This window comes from Brevibacillus sp. NRS-1366, from assembly GCF_050467985.1.
The window spans coordinates 1-1,722 of the sequence record NZ_JBITPN010000075.1; the positions used below are offsets into that span (position 1 = coordinate 1).

Annotated in this window: 2 protein-coding genes; both read left to right on the forward strand. The window is 40.5% G+C overall.

The genetic code is table 11. The annotated features are described in order from the left end of the window. Positions 1-70 precede the first annotated feature (70 nt). Positions 71-754 carry a transposase gene (locus tag ACIFQN_RS35600; protein ID WP_429837770.1) on the forward strand — a complete coding sequence of 228 codons (684 nt, stop codon included), beginning with the start codon at positions 71-73 and terminating at the stop codon, positions 752-754. Then, positions 748-1,644, forward strand: a complete 897-nt coding sequence (locus ACIFQN_RS35605) for an IS3 family transposase (RefSeq protein WP_429837771.1) — start codon at positions 748-750, stop codon at positions 1,642-1,644. The genes ACIFQN_RS35600 and ACIFQN_RS35605 overlap by 7 nt, the downstream gene beginning before the upstream one ends. Positions 1,645-1,722 lie beyond the last annotated feature (78 nt).

Sequence of the window (1,722 nt, forward strand, 5' to 3'; positions counted from 1 at the left end):
TGATATGCTCCCTTTCGGGTAGACAGTTGAAATAATAAAACTGTCTACCTGTAAGGAGGAGCATTTTTTTATGTCCCATAAAGCAAAAATAGCTGGACGAGTAAAGGTCGCAGCTATCGAAAAATATCTCCGTGGAGAAGGTTCTCTGAATCATCTAGCAAGCACGCTAGATGTTGCCTTTTCCTCCATGAAACAATGGCTTCAAACCTATCAATCGTTAGGTCCAGATGGACTGCTCAGTACATCTAAGAACAGATCCTATTCCGCAGAACTGAAGTTATCTGCTGTCGAAGACTATCTAGCTGGCGGTACTTCTCATATGGAGATATGTAAGCGATTTGGCATTAAATCAACCCGCCAACTGCGTAAATGGATTCTAAAGTATAATGGTCATGAAAAGTTGAAATCTTCCAGAACAGGAGGAACACCAATCATGACAAAAGGACGAGCGACTACTTTCGAAGAAAGAATCGATATTGTGAAGTTCTGCTTAGAACATCAGCATAATTATGCCCAAACAGCCAAGGAATTTCAGGTGTCCTATCAGCAGGTTTACTCATGGACAAACAAATACATCAAATTTGGCGTAGATGCGCTTCAGGACAAACGTGGAAAGCGAACCTCTGGAAACGAGATGTCTGAGCTGGAAAAGCTGCGAGCCCAAAATACACTGCTTCAAGCTGAAAATAGAAGAAAGCAAATGGAAATCGATTTTCTAAAAAAGCTAGACGAAATTCAAAGGGGGCGATATTAAGCCAAGTCCGCAATGAGCCTATTTATCTTGCCATCCGTGATCTGTACGATAGTAAGTTATATCCCATCAGCCAGCTTTGTGAAATCGCAGGGATTCCGCGTTCCTCGTATTATAAGTGGCAAAATAGGAAAGAAAGTGAAAATGAGAAATTTAACAAAGCGTTGCTTCCTATGATTAAGCGTGCCTACGAAGAAAGAAATGGTATTCTTGGTTATCGCCAGATGACCATGAAACTGAATCGCCAGTTCCATCTTTCTATTAACTATAAACGCGTATACAGACTCATGGGTATTTTAGAATTGAAATCCGTATGCCGCAAAAAGAAACAGAATTACGTTCGCACCCCCCCTGAAATCACGGCAGAAAATGTCTTAAACAGGGATTTCAAATCCTTGGAATTCGGTACAAAGTGGCTCACAGACGTAACGGAAATGAAGTACGGTCTTCAAAGCAAGGCTTATTTGAGTGCGATTCTGGACTTGTCAGATAAAAGTATTGTTTCTTTTGTGATCGGACACTCCAACAACAATGAGCTTGTATTTAGAACGTTTGATATTGCCCATCGGGCATATCCTAATGCGAAACCCATCTTTCATAGTGATCGGGGATTTCAATACACGAACAAAATGTTTAAGAAGAAACTAGATGATACTGGAATGACTCAGAGCATGTCGCGGGTAGCTAGGTGCATCGACAATGGTCCAATGGAATCATTCTGGGGAATGTTAAAATCGGAGATGTACTATCTCCAGAAATTCAATACATATGAAAAGCTAGAAGTAGCCATTACGGAATACATAAATTACTACAATAATCATCGGTACCAGAAAAAGCTAAACTGTATGACGCCCCTAGAATATAGACACTATCTACAAAGTTCTGTGGCATAAAAAAGACACCAACCTAGGTTCAGATTGGTGTCTAAGCTTTTTGTTTTTTTCACTGTCTACTTGACAGGGGGCACTTCA

Bases quoted from the DNA above. Each gene is read 5' to 3' on its own strand.
- ACIFQN_RS35600 (WP_429837770.1), top strand. From the start codon at position 71: ATGTCCCATAAAGCAAAAATAGCTGGACGAGTAAAGGTCGCAGCTATC.